Source organism: Streptomyces sp. NBC_00872, assembly GCF_045161915.1.
Taxonomy (GTDB): Bacteria; Actinomycetota; Actinomycetes; order Streptomycetales; family Streptomycetaceae; genus Streptomyces.
In genome coordinates this window covers 7,988,110-8,002,736 of sequence record NZ_CP108806.1, presented here as the reverse complement: position 1 = coordinate 8,002,736, position 14,627 = coordinate 7,988,110, and the positions used below count along the sequence as shown (strand labels likewise).

General features: G+C 69.6%; 16 protein-coding genes. 3 read left to right on the top strand and 13 right to left on the bottom strand.

Annotated features, from left to right (window positions below; genetic code table 11):
• Positions 1-18: 18 nt before the first annotated feature.
• The 3 genes from OG214_RS34185 to OG214_RS34175 form a co-directional block, all read right to left on the bottom strand.
• Positions 19-813 carry an electron transfer flavoprotein subunit beta/FixA family protein gene (locus tag OG214_RS34185; protein WP_365906660.1) on the bottom strand — a complete coding sequence of 265 codons (795 nt, stop codon included), beginning with the start codon at positions 811-813 and terminating at the stop codon, positions 19-21.
• Positions 814-1,223: 410 nt separating this feature from the next.
• Positions 1,224-1,730, bottom strand: a complete 507-nt coding sequence (locus tag OG214_RS34180) for a flavin reductase family protein (RefSeq protein ID WP_363083977.1) — start codon at positions 1,728-1,730, stop codon at positions 1,224-1,226.
• Between the two features lie 177 nt (positions 1,731-1,907).
• Positions 1,908-2,321 (bottom strand): thioredoxin family protein, encoded by a 414-nt coding sequence (locus OG214_RS34175; RefSeq protein ID WP_363083976.1) that lies wholly within the window; start codon positions 2,319-2,321, stop codon positions 1,908-1,910.
• A 195-nt stretch (positions 2,322-2,516) separates the two neighbouring features.
• Here OG214_RS34175 and OG214_RS34170 point away from each other — a divergent pair, with 195 nt between their 5' ends.
• Positions 2,517-2,933 carry a DUF4395 domain-containing protein gene (locus tag OG214_RS34170; RefSeq protein ID WP_363083975.1) on the top strand — a complete coding sequence of 139 codons (417 nt, stop codon included), beginning with the start codon at positions 2,517-2,519 and terminating at the stop codon, positions 2,931-2,933.
• Between the two features lie 142 nt (positions 2,934-3,075).
• Entirely contained in the window at positions 3,076-3,804 is a 729-nt protein-coding gene (locus tag OG214_RS34165) for a lysophospholipid acyltransferase family protein (protein WP_363083974.1), read from the top strand.
• Positions 3,805-3,938: 134 nt separating this feature from the next.
• On the opposite strand, the gene OG214_RS34160 is transcribed toward OG214_RS34165, so the two are convergent.
• The 5 genes from OG214_RS34160 to OG214_RS34140 all read right to left on the bottom strand — a co-directional run bounded on the left by OG214_RS34160 (position 3,939) and on the right by OG214_RS34140 (position 8,686).
• Positions 3,939-4,631 (bottom strand): B3/4 domain-containing protein, encoded by a 693-nt coding sequence (locus tag OG214_RS34160; RefSeq protein ID WP_405986913.1) that lies wholly within the window; start codon positions 4,629-4,631, stop codon positions 3,939-3,941.
• Between the two features lie 98 nt (positions 4,632-4,729).
• Entirely contained in the window at positions 4,730-5,329 is a 600-nt protein-coding gene (locus tag OG214_RS34155; protein WP_405986912.1) for a transglutaminase family protein, read from the bottom strand.
• 98 nt (positions 5,330-5,427) lie between these two features.
• Complete coding sequence (locus OG214_RS34150) at positions 5,428-6,513, bottom strand: low specificity L-threonine aldolase (RefSeq protein ID WP_363083971.1); 1,086 nt, start codon at positions 6,511-6,513, stop codon at positions 5,428-5,430.
• The gene (locus OG214_RS34145; RefSeq protein ID WP_363083978.1) at positions 6,492-7,256 is read right to left on the bottom strand and encodes an SDR family NAD(P)-dependent oxidoreductase; all 765 of its coding nucleotides are present in this window, start codon (positions 7,254-7,256) and stop codon (positions 6,492-6,494) included. The genes OG214_RS34150 and OG214_RS34145 overlap by 22 nt, the downstream gene beginning before the upstream one ends.
• 26 nt (positions 7,257-7,282) lie before the next feature.
• Positions 7,283-8,686: a DUF6421 family protein gene (locus tag OG214_RS34140; RefSeq protein WP_405986911.1), complete on the bottom strand. Its 1,404-nt coding sequence runs from the start codon at positions 8,684-8,686 to the stop codon at positions 7,283-7,285.
• Between the two features lie 276 nt (positions 8,687-8,962).
• Here OG214_RS34140 and OG214_RS34135 point away from each other — a divergent pair, with 276 nt between their 5' ends.
• Positions 8,963-9,646 (top strand): glycerophosphodiester phosphodiesterase, encoded by a 684-nt coding sequence (locus OG214_RS34135; protein WP_405986910.1) that lies wholly within the window; start codon positions 8,963-8,965, stop codon positions 9,644-9,646.
• A 163-nt stretch (positions 9,647-9,809) separates the two neighbouring features.
• On the opposite strand, the gene OG214_RS34130 is transcribed toward OG214_RS34135, so the two are convergent.
• The 5 genes from OG214_RS34130 to OG214_RS34110 form a co-directional block, all read right to left on the bottom strand.
• Positions 9,810-10,361: a GNAT family N-acetyltransferase gene (locus tag OG214_RS34130; protein ID WP_363083968.1), complete on the bottom strand. Its 552-nt coding sequence runs from the start codon at positions 10,359-10,361 to the stop codon at positions 9,810-9,812.
• A 92-nt stretch (positions 10,362-10,453) separates the two neighbouring features.
• Positions 10,454-11,296, bottom strand: coding sequence for an NAD(P)-dependent oxidoreductase (locus tag OG214_RS34125; protein ID WP_363083967.1), 843 nt, complete (start codon positions 11,294-11,296; stop codon positions 10,454-10,456).
• Positions 11,296-12,174: a carbohydrate ABC transporter permease gene (locus OG214_RS34120; protein ID WP_363083966.1), complete on the bottom strand. Its 879-nt coding sequence runs from the start codon at positions 12,172-12,174 to the stop codon at positions 11,296-11,298. Before OG214_RS34120 ends, OG214_RS34125 begins: the two co-directional genes overlap by 1 nt.
• Before the next feature lie 16 nt (positions 12,175-12,190).
• On the bottom strand, positions 12,191-13,129 hold the full coding sequence (locus OG214_RS34115) for a carbohydrate ABC transporter permease (protein ID WP_405986909.1): 939 nt from the start codon (positions 13,127-13,129) through the stop codon (positions 12,191-12,193).
• A 17-nt stretch (positions 13,130-13,146) separates the two neighbouring features.
• The gene (locus tag OG214_RS34110) at positions 13,147-14,535 is read right to left on the bottom strand and encodes an extracellular solute-binding protein (RefSeq protein ID WP_363083048.1); all 1,389 of its coding nucleotides are present in this window, start codon (positions 14,533-14,535) and stop codon (positions 13,147-13,149) included.
• Between the last annotated feature and the right edge of the window lie 92 nt (positions 14,536-14,627).

Below are 14,627 nucleotides of genomic sequence, written 5' to 3'. Positions count from 1 at the left end.
CGGGGCTCTGCGCGAGCCTCAGATGAACTTCTGGCTCGCGAGGAACTCGGCGAGCTGCTTGCCGCCCTCGCCCTCGTCCTTGACGATCGTGCCCGCCGTACGGGCCGGACGCGCCGCCGCCGAATCGACCGCGGTCCAGGCACCCGCGAGACCGACCTCGTCGGCGTCGATCTCCAGGTCCTCCAGATCCCAGGACTCCACCGGCTTCTTCTTGGCGGCCATGATGCCCTTGAAGGACGGGTAACGCGCCTCGCCCGACTGGTCGGTGACCGAGACGACCGCCGGCAGGGACGCCTCCAGCAGCTCGCTCGCGGTGTCGCCGTCACGGCGGCCCTTCACCGTGCCGTCCTCGACGGAGACCTCGGAGAGCAGCGTGACCTGCGGGACGCCCAGCCGCTCGGCGAGGACCGCGGGCAGTACGCCCATCGTCCCGTCCGTGGAGGCCATACCGCAGATCACCAGGTCGTAGCCGGTCTTCTCGACGGCCTTCGCCAGCACCAGCGACGTGCCGACGACATCGGTACCGTGCAGATCATCGTCCTCGACATGGACAGCCTTGTCGGCCCCCATCGAGAGCGCCTTGCGCAGCGCGTCCCTGGCGTCCTCGGGACCGACGGTCAGGACGGTGATCTCCGCGTCGCCGTCACCGTCGTAGTCGTCCGCGATCCGCAGTGCCTGCTCGACCGCGTACTCGTCCAGCTCCGACAGCAGGCCGTCCACATCGTCACGGTCGACGGTCAGGTCATCGGCGAAATGCCGGTCACCGGTGGCGTCGGGCACGTACTTCACACAGACAACGATCCTCAAGCTCACGCCGGCTCTCCTACTGCATCGTCATTTCTGGGCTGCCTTGTTGCACGCAGCATAGGCGCCTTATGGGGCGGTTTCCGGTCGGGGGACCGGCGCACCGGAGACAATATTACTCGCCAGTACAGTCGGAGGATTCCCCCTGAGCAAGCGCTTGTAACTGTGAGCTTGCCAACCCCCGGACAGGATGACGACCGCGGCGGAAGCGGTGCGGAACCGTGATGAGCCCAGCAAGATCCAAACGAGCGGCCCTAGGTCCTGTCCGGTCGATCTTCGTGGGCCCGGAACGCCTGGCACGGCACCTCGCCGCGTTGTCGGAGTCACCCGAGTACATCCAGTACACGGGCGATCCTCCGCCTTGCGATGCACCGCGCCAGACGCCCCGGGCTGATCCACGAAGATCGACCGGACAGGCCCTAGTCGCGCAGCGCGTTGAAGCGGCCCTGATGGTAGAGGAGCGGCCGGCCCGACCCCGCGGGATCGCCGACGACCACCTGCGCGATCACCAGACGGTGGTCCCCGGCGGGAACGCGCGCGACCACACGGCAGACCAGCCACGCCAGGACGCCGTCGAGCACCGGAACGCCCTCGGGTCCGGTACGCCAGGCCGTGGGCGGCGCGAAGCGGTCCGCGCCGCTGCGCGCGAAGGTGGCGGCCAGCTCGCGCTGATGCTCACCGAGGATATGGACGCCGACATGGGTGGCCTCGGCGAGGACCGGCCAGCTCGACGACGAGGTGCCCACCCCGAAGGAGACCAGCGGGGGCTCCGCGGCGGCGGAGTTGAGCGAGGTCGCGGTGAATCCGACCGGGTGGTCGCTCTGGGCCGTGATCACCGCGACGCCCGCCGCGTGCCGGCGGAACACGGAGCGGAGCAGTTCGGGAGAGGCGAGCTGAGGAGTGCCGAGACCGGGGGTCACCGTCATCGAATTGTCCTTCTGCGGGCTGCGGGAGATACGTACGGGGTCCGTGGCTGCTCAGCAGCCCGGACAGCGCGCACTCGCGTTGCGGGCCAGGTCGACATGGACCCGCCCGTGGAGAAGGAGTTCCTGGGGCACCTCGTCAGGGTGACGATGCGTGGCAGGCGCAGTCAAGTGCGTAGGTCACACCGCCTCACCCAGCGCGGCGATCACATCGGCCTTGCGGGGCTGTCCGGCCGCTCTCTTCACGATGCGGCCCGCGGCGTCGAGGACGAGCACCGTGGGGGTCTTGAGGATGCCCAGTTCCCGTACGAGCTCCAGCCGCTCCTCGGCGTCGAGTTCGACATGGGAGACCCCGTCGACCATCCCCGCCACCTCGCTGAGGGTTCGTCTGGTCGCCCGGCAGGGCTGGCAGAACGCGCTGGAGAACTGCACGAGCGTGGCCCGCGCCCCCAGTTCGGCGCCCAACTCGGCCGCGCCGAGCCGCTTCTCGCCGTCCTTCACCCGCATCCTCAGTCTCCCGTCGACACGACGGCGCAGCAGCCCGAAGGCGCCCGCCACGGCGAGCACCGCCACGCACACCACCAGTCCCATCACACCGTCCGTCCTGTCCGTCCTGTCCGTCCCGAACGTCGCCCGTCAGCACACTCCCGGCACACCGGCATGACGCACACCGGCAAGACATCAGGCCGGCATGGCACCGGGCCGCACCGGCGTCCATGGGTGCAGCGTTCACACAACCGCAAAATATTCCGCGGTCCCACGGCGGCCACGGCGGGAGATGCTGACGCCATGGACATCGACATCAGAGGGCCGCGTTTCGGAGCGGCCGTCACCACCCTCGTGCTCGCCGTGGTCCTGATCACCGGCAGTGGCGCGCTGCTCGCCTGGCAGACACTGTGCTTCGCGGTGGGCGCGGTGGGCGGCGTAGGGCGTTCACCGTACGGCTGGCTGTTCCGTACGGCCGTACGGCCGCGGATCGGACCGCCCGTGGAGTTCGAGTCACCCGAGCCGCCGCGGTTCGCCCAGGCGGTCGGACTGCTCTTCTCCCTGGTGGGACTGGCCGGTTATCTCTGGGGGCCGCTCTGGCTCGGGCTGGCGGCCACCGGCTGCGCGCTCGCCGCCGCCTTCCTCAACGCGGCGTTCGGCTACTGCCTGGGGTGCGAGATGTATCTGCTGGTACGGCGGGTCGGCCCCGGGCTGCGCTGACGTGACGAGAATCTCGCCCCGCGCGCAGACCAGGACTGGCCACGGGGCCGTGTATGGGGCACCATCGGCGCAATGCCGAAAACCTACGGCTGCGTAACTTCCGCCGGGAGACCCCTCCCCGGAACAGAAGGGTCCCCACCAGATGGCAGAGCTCGTCTATCGACCGGTCATCGGCGCCGCCCGCACGATGTTCAAGGCGCTGGACCTGAAGATCGACACGCAGGGTTCGGAGCACATCCCGCGCACCGGCGGCGCCGTGCTCGTCAGTAACCACATCAGCTATCTGGACTTCATCTTCACCGGACTGGCCGCTCTGCCCCAGAAGCGTCTGGTGCGCTTCATGGCCAAGGAGTCGGTCTTCCGGCACAAGGTCTCGGGGCCCCTGATGCGCGGGATGAAGCACATCCCGGTCGACCGCAAGCAGGGCGAGCAGGCGTACTCCCACGCGCTGGACTCACTGCGCTCGGGTGAGATCGTCGGGGTCTTCCCCGAGGCGACCATCTCGCAGTCCTTCACGCTGAAGAGCTTCAAGTCGGGTGCGGCACGGCTGGCGCAGGAGGCCGGCGTACCGCTGATCCCGATGGCGCTGTGGGGCACCCAGCGGCTGTGGACCAAGGGCCGTCCGCGCAACTTCAGGCGCAGCCACATCCCGGTGACGATCCGGATCGGCGAGCAGGTGGAGGCCGCGGCGGACCAGTACGCGGGCGCGATCACCCGGCGGCTGCGCGAGCGGGTGCAGGAACTGCTGGAGGCGGCGCAGCGCGCGTATCCCGTGCGCCCCAGGGACGCGAACGACACCTGGTGGGTGCCGACGCATCTGGGCGGTACGGCACCGACCCCGGCCGAGGCCCGCGAGCTGGAAACGAGCTGAGCGGGCCCCGGCCGAAACGTCACTGCCGACGATACGGAACGCAACCGCCGCGCCAGGCGCGGCGGAAGCCGTACGACGGACGGGCCGCGCGTCCGTCACGCCCGGCCGGGTCGGCCGCTCGGCTGGCCGGCCCGTCAGACCGCCGGGTGGACCGTGACGCGTGCGCCGGGGCTCAGTTTCTCCAGTGACTCGGCGAGTTCCGCGCCGGCCGCGTCGAGTTCCCCGAGGGTCATGGGCGCGAGGCGCTCCAGCAGGAAGACCGCGTTCACCGAGTCCTCGGTGAGCCGGGTGCGGACGCCCTGGCGCCAGTTCCAGCGGCGACAGGTGACGCCTTCGTCGTCGCACCAGACGACCTCGCCGGGCTCGGGGTGCTCCACCGCCGGTTCGCCGCCCGCGACCGTCGCGAACGGCTCGTCGCCCGTGGCCCGTACGAGCCGCATACCACCGGCGATACGGTCGGTGTCCTCGCCGCCCACGGGGATGAGACGGGCGACGCTCACGGCGTTGTAGAGATCGACGAGCAGATTGATCCGCGGCAGCCCGGAGTCGGACAGGGCACGCTTGGCCAGGGCCTCCGCGGAGTTGCGGGTGCGGGACGGCTTCGCCCCGAAGGCGGTGTACGTCTCGCGCCAGGCGGCCAGATGCGGGTCCTCGTGCGGGGCACGTCCCCCCAGCCGGTCGGCGAGCCGCCGGGCCGCGTCGTCCAGCAGTGCCGAACTTCCTTCGGTGCTGGGGCCGTTCACCAGGCCATGGGCCTCGACGGCGAGATGGGTGAAGCCGGGCGCGAGGGTGCGTACCTCGTCCGACACGGTGAGCGTCAGGGTCATGATCCGTGGTGCCTCAGGGTCCGGAGTGGCGGTCGGGGTGTGCGTCGGAGTGGTTGTCCCGGAGTGGACGGCCGGGAGTGGACCGCTCGGAGTCGTCGTCACAGCGCGGTGGGAAGCGTCCGCCAGAGATGCGACCGGTCAGGGGCGGCTCGCAGCGCGCTCAGAACGACCGGATGCGGTGCATCGTAGAGTACCGGATAGTCCATCTCATTGCACTCGGGTCGTACGGTCCAGGCCAGGCGCTCGCGTTCCACGGAGAACTGGGCGTCGATTCCGGGCTTGTTGCCGCGCGGATCCTGCCGGGCCCAGCGCTCCCGCCCCGGCAGCCTGACCGCGACCAGACCGTGCAGCACGGGATCCGTCCCGTCGTCGGCGGCGAGCCGCTGGTAGCAGAGGGCGGCCGGGATGGACTCCGCCCGCAGCAGCGCGGTCAGGGCGTGCGCCTTGGCGTAGCAGATACCGGTGCGCTGCCCGAGGACGTCCGAAGCACGCCAGGTGACGCGCGGATCGTCCACGTCGTACGAGTGCGGGATGGTGTCGCGGACGAATTCGTAGGCCGCCTTGGCGTATGAATATGCGTCCGTATTCGCGGAACGGAGGCGGGCCGCGGTCTCCCGTATCAGCTCGTGCTCATGATCGATGGTCTCGTCGGCGGCCAGGTAGGCGGAGAGTTCGGGATTCCGCTGGATGAGGCGCATAACGGCGACCTTAGACGGAGCGGTCGACCGGATCCAATGATTTTCCGGTCGACCACATACTCATGCAATCTGGAGGCCGCCGTCACGCGAGGCCCCCGTCACGCGGCCATCTCCTCCTTCAGCGCCTGCACGAACGCGTCGACGTCCTCCTCGGTCGTGTCGAAGGCGCACATCCAGCGGACGTCCCCGGCCCTCTCGTCCCAGAAGTAGAACCGGAAGCGGCGCTGGAGCCGCACGCTCACCTCGTGCGGCAGCCGGGCGAAGACCGCGTTGGCCTGGACGGGATGGAGGATCTCCACGCCGTCCACCGCGCGCACACCCTCCGCGAGCCGCTGGGCCATCGCATTGCTGTGCCGGGCGTTGCGGAGCCACAGATCGCCCGCGAGCAGCGCCTCCAACTGCACCGATACGAACCGCATCTTGGACGCGAGCTGCATCGACAGCTTGCGCAGATGCTTCATCGCCCGTACGGCGTCCGGGTTCAGGACGACCACGGCCTCACCGAAGAGCATGCCGTTCTTCGTCCCGCCGTACGAGAGGACGTCCACGCCGACGGCATTGGTGAAGGCGCGCATCGGTACGTCCAGGGAGGCCGCCGCGTTGGCTATGCGCGCGCCGTCGAGATGCACCTTCATACCCCGCTCGTGCGCGTGCGCGCAGATGGCCCGGATCTCGTCGGGGGTGTAGACCGTGCCCAGTTCGGTGTTCTGGGTGATCGACACGACCTGGGGCATGGCCCGGTGCTCGTCCTCCCAGCCCCATGCCTGCCGGTCGATCAGCTCGGGTGTGAGCTTGCCGTCCGGCGTGGGTACGGTCAGCAGCTTGAGGCCGCCGACCCGTTCGGGCGCACCGCACTCGTCGACGTTGATGTGCGCCGACTCGGCGCAGATCACCGCGCCCCAGCGGTCGGTGAGCGCCTGGAGCGCGACGACATTGGCGCCGGTGCCGTTGAAGACCGGAAAGGCCTCCGCGGTCTGCCCGAAGTGGCTGTGCATGATCCGCTGGAGATGATCGGTGTAGTCGTCGTCGCCGTAGGAGACCTGATGGCCTCCGTTGGCGACGGCGAGCGCGGCGAGGATCTCGGGGTGGCCTCCCGCGTAGTTGTCACTGGCGAAGCCGCGCACCCCTGGATCGTGGTGCCGGCGCGCGTCCGTCGTACGGCTCACGGCTCGGGAGTCAGCCACAGGCGCTTTCCATTCACTTCCCTGGCGGGCCGCTCCCAGACCGCGGCGATGGCCTCGGCCAGTACCGTGACGTCCGTGAAGCCCGCGAATTTGGCGTTCGGGCGCTCGGCGCGCAGCGCGTCGTGCACCAGCGCCTTGATCACCAGAATGGCAGCCGCCGCGCGCGGTCCCTCCTCGCCCCCCGCCTTGCGGAAGGCGTCGGCGAGCGCCAGCGTCCAGGCCTCGGCGGCGGCCTTGGCCGCGGCGTAGGCGGCGTTGCCCGCGGTGGGCCTGCTCGCGCCCGCGGCGCTGATCAGCAGGAACCGGCCGCGGTCGCCGCGCAGCAGACCGTCGTGGAAGGCGAGTGAGGTGTGCTGGACCGTACGGATCAGCAGCTTCTCCAGCACCTCCCAGTCGGCGAGGTCGGTCTCGGGGAAGGAGGCGCTGCCGCGCCAGCCGCCCACGAGATGGACCAGTCCGTCGACCCGGCCGAACTCCTTCTCGGTCTTGTCCGCCCAGGCCCGGGTGGCGTCGAGGTCGAGCAGATCGACCGTGTCACCGGTGACCGTGGCTCCGCCGTGCGCGTAGCGGGCGGCGTCGACGGCTTCCGCCAGCCGTGCCGGGTCCGCGTCGGCGGCCACGACGACGGCACCCGCCTCGGCCAGCCGCAGCAGGGCGGCACGCCCCGCCGGACCCGCCGCTCCCGCGACCGCGACGACCGCGCCCTCCAGCGCGCCGCCGCCCGTACCGCCGTTCCCGTCCATGCCCGTCGCCTCCCGCGGCCGAGGGGTCACGCGGCCACCCGCTCGGTGCTCGTGGCGGTGATCCCCTTGGTGGAGGCGATCACGTTCTTGAGCTTCTTGGCAAGCGCCTCGTAGAACATGCTGAGCGGAAACTCGTCCGGCAGCACGTCGTCGACGAGCTTACGGGGCGGCTGCGACAGATCGAGGGCGTCGGGACCCTTGGCCCAGCGGGAGCCGGGGTGCGGGGAGAGATACTCCGAGACGAGGTCGTACGCCGCGAACCAGTGGACCAGTTTGGGGCGGTCGATACCGGCCCGGTAGAGGTCCTCGATCTCCGCGCAGAGCTGGTTGGTGACGCCGGGGGCGCGGTCCCAGTCGATCCGCAGGGTGTTGTCGGTCCAGCGCAGCACATCGTGCCGGTGGAGATAGGCGAAGAGCAGCTGACCGCCGAGGCCGTCGTAGTTCCGCACCCGCGCGCCGGTGACCGGGAAGCGGAACATCCGGTCGAAGAGCACGGCGTACTGGACGTCGCGGCCCTGCGCGACCCCGTCGGCCTCCAGCCGCACGGCCTCACGGAACGCGGTGAGGTCGCAGCGCAGCTCCTCCAGTCCGTACATCCAGAACGGCTGGCGCTGCTTGATCATGAACGGGTCGAAGGGGAGGTCGCCATGGCTGTGGGTACGGTCGTGGATCATGTCCCAGAGCACGAAGGCCTGCTGGCAGCGGTCCTGGTCGGCGACCATCTCACGGATGTCGTCGGGGAGTCCGACCCCGAGGGTGTCCACGGCGGCCTCGGTGACCCGGCGGAAGCGGGCGGCCTCGCGGTCGCAGAAGATCCCGCCCCAGGTGAAGCGCTCGGGGGCCTCGCGCACGGCGATGGTCTCCGGGAAGAACACCGCGGAGTTGGTGTCGTACCCGGCGGTGAAGTCCTCGAAGGTGATCCCGCAGAAGAGGGGATTGTCGTAGCGCGTGCGCTCCAGCTCGGCCAGCCACTCGGGCCAGACCATACGCAGCACGACCGCTTCGAGATTGCGGTCGGGATTGCCGTTCTGCGTGTACATGGGGAAGACGGCGAGATGCTGGAGGCCGTCCCGCCGGTCGGCCGCGGGCTGGAAGGCGAGCAGCGAGTCCAGGAAGTCGGGTACGTCGAAGGCGCTGTCGGCCCACTTACGGAGGTCGGCGACGAGCGCCCGGTGGTACGCGGCGTCGTGCGGCAGCAGCGGGGAGAGCTGTTCGACGGCGGAGGTCACCCGGTCGAGCGTCACCTCGACGAGCCCGCGCGCCGGAGCGCCCTCGGCGTCGAAGTCGACCGAGCCGTCCTCGGACTGCCAGGGGCGGATCTCCTCGACGGCATTCTTGAGCTGTGTCCAGGCCGGGTGCTCGACCACCCGGGCAGCATCGACAGCACGGCTTGTGCCGGACGCGGCGTCCTGCGCAAGAATTTCCGTCATGTCACTTCCTCCACACGAGATCTTGGCGTAAAGACACCGTATAGGTCTCTTGTTCCGCCATACAAGGACGACCGTGAGAAATTATCCTGCGGACCCCCCATGGTCACCGCCGTTTTTCCTGCCGCAATGAGGTAGGACACACACTTCCATCGTGCCGCACGGCGCCTCGACGAGCCACCGCTCCCCGGGGCGGCTCGCCGCCGCACGACGGGTTCCCATCCGCCGAGCGGCCGTTAGAGTGCGCGGGATCCGCAGTCGACGGAAGCGAGACGAACCTTGACTTTCCAGACCATCGGTCATCGTGGAGTGATGGGTGTCGCACCCGAGAACACCCTGCGTTCCTTCGTACACGCCGAGCGCGCCGGCATGGACGCCATCGAGCTGGATCTGCATCTGAGCAAGGACGGCGCGCTCGTCGTGATGCATGACACCGAGGTGGACCGTACGACCGACGGCACGGGCGCCATCGCCGAACGGACCCTCGCCGAGCTGCGGGAGCTGGACGCGGGCGACGGCGAGCGGATCCCGGTCTTCGAGGAGGTCCTGGACGCCGTACGGTCGCCGCTCCAGGCCGAGATCAAGGATGTGGCCGCGGCGAGGGCGCTGGCCGAGGCGATCCACCGGCGCGGGCTGACCGGGCGCGTCGAGGTGTCATCGTTCCATGACGCGGCGGTCGCCGAGATCGCGGCCCTGGCACCGGGGGTACGGACGGTGCTGATCGCGAGCCGCTGGGGCGCGGACGTGGTGGACCGGGCCGAGGCGGTGGGCGCCGCCTCGCTGGCCCTGAACATCCGCAGACTGACCCTGGAGATCGTGGAGCGCGCGCACGACCGGGGGCTGCGGGTGATCGGCTGGGTGGTGAACACCCAGGATCAGCTACGGCTCGCGCGGGCCTTCGGACTGGACGCGGTGACCACCGATCTGCCGGAGATCCGGCGGACCGGCCGGTTCACGGCCTGAGTCCCGGCGCCTGGGACCGGGCGCCCGGGTCACGGCGCCTGGGTCAGGGCCGGCCGCACGGCCCGGGACCGCGCGCGATCCCGGGCCGCGTACGGTCCCCGACCGCGTACGGCCCCGGACTACATACGGTCCTGGGCCGCGTACGGTCCCGGGCCGCTGCGGGTCATCCGGCCAGCGGCTTGACCAGCAGCTCGAACGCGAGATCGTCGCGCTGCGGGATACCGAAGCGCTCGTCGCCGTACGGGAACGGGAAGAGTTTTCCCGTACGGCGGTAGCCGCGCCGCTCGTACCAGGCGATCAGTTCCTCGCGGACCGTGATCACGGTCATATGCATCTCGCGGACGCCCCAGGTCTCGTGCGCCAAGCGCTCCGCCTCCGTGATGACCCGTCGGCCGAGCCCCCCGCCCTGCGCGCCGGGCAGTACGGCGAACATCCCGAAGTAGGCGGCCTCGCCCCGGTGTTCGAGCTGGCAGCAGGCGACCAGCTCACCGTCGCGCTCGACCGCCAGCAGCCGGCTGCCCGGCGCCTCGATCACCTCCAGCACACCCCGTGGATCGGTCCGCCGGCCCTCCAGGATGTCCGCCTCGGTGGTCCATCCCGTACGGCTGCTGTCCCCGCGGTAGGCCGACTCGATCAGGGCGACCAGCGCCTCGGTGTCGGCCGCGGTGGCGTCCCGGTAGGTGAGTTCGCCGGTGGGGCGCGAGGCGGTGTCCATGGTGCGCGTTCTCCGTATCCGGTCGTGCGGCGTCGCTCTGAAAGACGTCCTGAAGACGTCCTGAAGACGCCCGCAGCCTAACCCGGCCCCGCTCAACCGGAGCGCGGGCGGTCGTACCGCGGTACGAACCCGAGCAGCCGGGCGCAGGCCTCGGTGTCGAACAGCGAGTCATGGCCCGCCAGCTCGGCGAAGACGGGCACCCCGGGGTGGTAGAGCGTCATCAGCTCCGCAGTCGGCAGCGGTGAGCTGGTGTCGCGCGCGGCCACATTGACCACATGGCAGCCGGACAGCCGGGTCTCCAGCCCGCGCCGGACCGCCTCGGCCGCGTCCCGGGTGTCCAGCCACCCCCACAGATCCATCCGGTGCGCCGCGGGATCGGCCCGTACGGCGTCGAGCTGGCTCATCAGCCGTTCCCCGGTCCCGGTGAAGGGCAGCCGCAGACAGACGATGTCGGTCCCGTATCGCCGGTGGACGGAGCGGGCCGTCTCCTCCAGAACGATCTTCGACAGTCCGTAGGGGTCCTGGACGAGCGTCGGATGCTCCTCGTCCAGGGGGACGTAGCGCGGCGACTGCGGCACCGGCGACCAGGCGAGTCCGACGGCCGCCATGCTGGAGGCGGCCACCACCCGGCGGACACCGCCGCGCCCCGCCTCGTCCAGCACCCGGTGCGCGGTCAGACAGTTGGTGGCGAAGAGATCGCTCGCGTCGTCCACGTTGGGATGCGGGATCGCGCCGAGATGGACGACGGCCTCGGCTCCGTCCATCGCCTTGCGCACCAGATCGGGATCGCGGAGATCCCCGGTGTGGACGGACTCGGCGCGTGGCTCGTCCACCGGGAGCAGATCGGTGGCGACGACCTGGTGGCCCCGGGCCAGCAGATCGTCGAGCACGAACCGTCCGATATGGCCGGCCGCGCCGGTGACCAGTACCCGCATCAGCCCTTCACCGCCCCGACCAGTCCGTTGACGAAGTACCGCTGAAGACTGAGGAAGAGCAGGATCACCGGAATGACCACGATGAGCGCGCCCGCCATCAGATTGTTGTAGTGCGGCACGTTCTCCGCCGAGAGCGACTGGAGACCCAGCGGCAGGGTGTAGGTGGACGGATCGTTGAGGGAGACCCGGGTGAGCAGGAACTCGTTCCAGGTCGGGATCGCCGTCAGCAGCGCCACCGTGATCAGCGCGGGCCTGGCCAGCGGCAGATAGACACCGGTGAAGATACGCAGCTCGCTCGCGCCGTCGACGCGCGCCGAGTCGCGCAGCTCGCCCGGTACGGCCATGAAGGCTCCGGTCATCAGCAGGATCGACAGCGGGGCACCGCCGTTGACGAAGGGCAGCACCAGTCCGAAGTGCGTGCCGAGGATCCCCATCTTGTTCTCCAGCAGCACGATCGGCAGCATCACCGTGATCCCGGGAACGAACAGCAGTGCGACGAAGAGCTTCTGGAGGGCTCCCCGGCCGGGGAAGCGCAGTACGGCGAAGGCGTAGCCGGCCGCCGCGTAGATCACCAGCGTCAGGACCACCGTATAGCCCGTCACCAGCAGGCTGTTCAGGAAGAAGTCGAAGAAGTGCAGCTTGTTCCAGGTGTCGACGAGGGTGTCGAGCGTCGGGTCGTCCGGGATGAGATGTCCGCCGCGTACGACCTCGATCTGGTCCTTGAAGGCCGCCGACACCATCCACAGGAACGGGTAGACGCTGACGAGTCCGTACAGCGCGAGCAGAACGCCGACGACGGTGCGGGCGATCAGCCGGCGGCTGCGGGCGGCGCGGTCGTCGGGCGGGCCGGTACGCGCCTTGAGGGGTATCGATGTCATGTCGTGCTCCGCGATGTCATGTTCTGCTCCGCAGCGCGCGCAGATTGATCAGGGCGAGTACCAGCGCGGCGGCGAAGAGGATCCAGCCGAGCGCGCTGGCGAGCCCCAGGGTGGGGAGGAGGTTCTTCAGGAACGCGAGGCGGTAGGCCTCCAGCCCCAGCACATTGGTGTGGTCCCCCGGACCGCCGTTCGTCATCACCAGGAAGGTCTGGAAGCCCTGGAGCGACTCCCGCAGATTGAGCAGCACCACCACGGCGGTGATGGGCCGCACCAGGGGCCACACCACCGAGGCGTTGGTACGCCACCAGCCGGCGCCGTCCAGCTCCGCGGCCTCCAGCACACTGCGGTCGATGCCCTGGAGCCCGGTGAGATAGAGCAGCATCGCGACCGGGACCTGTCCCCACACCGTCACCACGATCATGGTGGGCAGGGCGGTGGACGGGTTGCCGAGCCAGCCCTGCGGCTGCTGGAGGGAGCCCAGCCCCAGGCTGTCGAGCAGGAGGTTGATGGCGCCGTCCGGCTGGAGGATGTACTGCCAGGCGAAGAAGACCGCGACTCCGCTGGTGACATAGGGCAGGAAGTACACCGAACGCAGCACCGACCGGAACCGCTTGATCTGGTTGAGCAGTACGGCCAGCGGAAAGGAGACCGCGACGGTCAGGGCCGGTGAGGCGATCATGACCCAGAGCGTGTTGGCCGCCGCGTGGCGCACCCGGGGCGCGTAGACGGGGCTGCGCCAGAGCAGATCGGCGTAGTTGTCGAAGCCGACCCACTTCCAGTTCGGGGTGAACCCGTTCCAGGTGGCGAAGCTGAGCGCGAACCCGTATCCGACGGTGTACAGGCCCATGACACAGAACAGGACCACGGCCGGGGCGACGAACAGATACCCGGTGAGCGCCTCGTACGAACGCGGGCGCCGGCGGCGTGTACCCCCTGCCGCCGGCGCCTTCGTCACCGCGCCGGGAACCGTTGTCACCGTGCCGCCGCCCAGTAGGCGGCGTTGAGCTCACGGAGTTTCCGGGCCGTCTCCTCGACGGACCGCTGCTTGAGCGGGGTGAGATCGGCGAGGATCGCGCCGGCGTCGTCCTGCTCGTAGCCCGGCGCGCGGAACTCGTTGCCGCGGTTCGGGTCGTAGGTGTTCTGCGGGGTGCCCTTGAAGCTGTCGACCATCGCGGCGAGCGCCGGGCCGAGAACGGTGGCGGAGTCCCCGCCGAGTTCGGTGGCCGGTACGTCGGAGGCGTCCTTGGCGAACTTCGCGGCGGTCTCCTGGGTGGAGAGGAACTCCATCCACTTCTTGGCGTTGCCGGGCTGGTCGCTGGTCGCGCTGACGCTCAGACCGGTGAGCGCGAGCGGACCGAGCGCGCGGTCCGGTACGGCGCCGTCCTTCAGGGCGGGCAGTCCGAACGCGAACACGTCGTCGGGGCTCATCCCGTTCTGCTGGAGGAAGGCGAGGGTGAAGGTGCCTCCGACGTCGAAGGCCGCCTTGCCCTGGGCGAAGGCCTGGTCGGCCTCGTCGATGGTGAGGCTCTGGGTGCCCGGCATCCAGTACGGCGTGAGCTGGTCGTACAGGCTCAGCACCTTGATCCCGTTGGGCGAGGCGAAGTCCGCGCTCTCGTCCTTGCCGAAGAGCGCCTCGTACCCCTGCTGTCCGAGCTGGCTGAAGGCGAGCGGCTGGAGGACCCAGGTCAGTCCGGTGGCCTGGACCTTGAGGCCGAGGGCGAGACCGCCGGTGGTGGGGTTCTTGGCGGTGGTCGCCTTGAGCGCGGCCAGGAACCCGGCCCAGTCGGCGGGGGGTTCGGTGATGCCCGCGTCGGCCAGCATCTTCTTGTTGGCGTAGACGATGCCGAAGGTGCCCACGGTGAGCGGCACGCTGTAGCGGGCGCCCTCCTCGATGCCGTGGTCCCTGGCGGTCTCGGGCTGCGAGTCCTTGAAGCGCTGTTCGGTGACGAGTCCGGACTGCTGTACGGCCTGCTGGATACGGCCGGCCCACTCGCCCTTGAAGTCGTCCCTGAGGTCGGCGACGATGCCCGCCGCGCCGAAGACCCGGTCCTCGCCGTCGGAGTGGACTTCGAGCACATCCGGCAGATCGCCGGTCTTCGCCGCGCTCTGCACCTTGGCGGTGTACGCGTCGTCGGGGGTGTACGCCTCGATCTCGACCGAGATACCGGTCTGCTTCTCGAATTCGGCCGCCGCGTTGCGCAGCGCGCCCACATGGGACTGCTTGAAGGTCCACATCTCCAGCGAGGCGGAGTCCCCGCCGGAGTCGGACGATCCGCCGCAGGCGGCGAGGGTGGTCAGTGAGAGCGCGGTCGCCGCGGCGACCACCGCGAGCCGGACATTCCGCGAAAATGGTATGCGCATCGCCCCTACCTAAGGATCAACCGTTCAGAAGGCCGAATGACGTTGGAGTGACTGAACTTATGGTCGAGGTGATATAGCGTCAAGACGCACGT